At 33.9% G+C, this 233-nt stretch carries 1 protein-coding gene; it reads right to left on the bottom strand.

The features are described from left to right. Nucleotides 1-233: hypothetical protein (locus IEX97_RS13685; protein ID WP_229776924.1), on the bottom strand; the 233-nt coding region annotated here is incomplete at both ends.

The following is a 233-nucleotide window of genomic DNA, read 5'->3' as shown; positions in this document are numbered from 1 at the left end:
GTTTCTCTTGAATGATATTGAGTAAGTCTTCTATTTCTAAATCTAAATTACTGGACGAATAAATCGATAAATGATGGGAGACACGATCAAAAAAATAGGACAAATTAAGTCCATATCTGGCTGAAGCGCGTTCTTCCCGTTCATAGATACTATCAATATAATCACTCAGTTCTTTGGTGCATTCAAGATAGGCTTTTAATTGATCTTTTGGAACATGAGAGGCAGGAATATAA

Origin of the sequence: Paenalicyclobacillus cellulosilyticus (genome assembly GCF_014647315.1) — a bacterium.
In the GTDB taxonomy this organism is placed as follows: Bacteria; Bacillota; Bacilli; order Alicyclobacillales; family Alicyclobacillaceae; genus Alicyclobacillus_J; species Alicyclobacillus_J cellulosilyticus.
The sequence above is the reverse complement of the archived record's forward strand: the minus strand, read 5'-3'. Positions and strand labels throughout refer to the sequence as shown.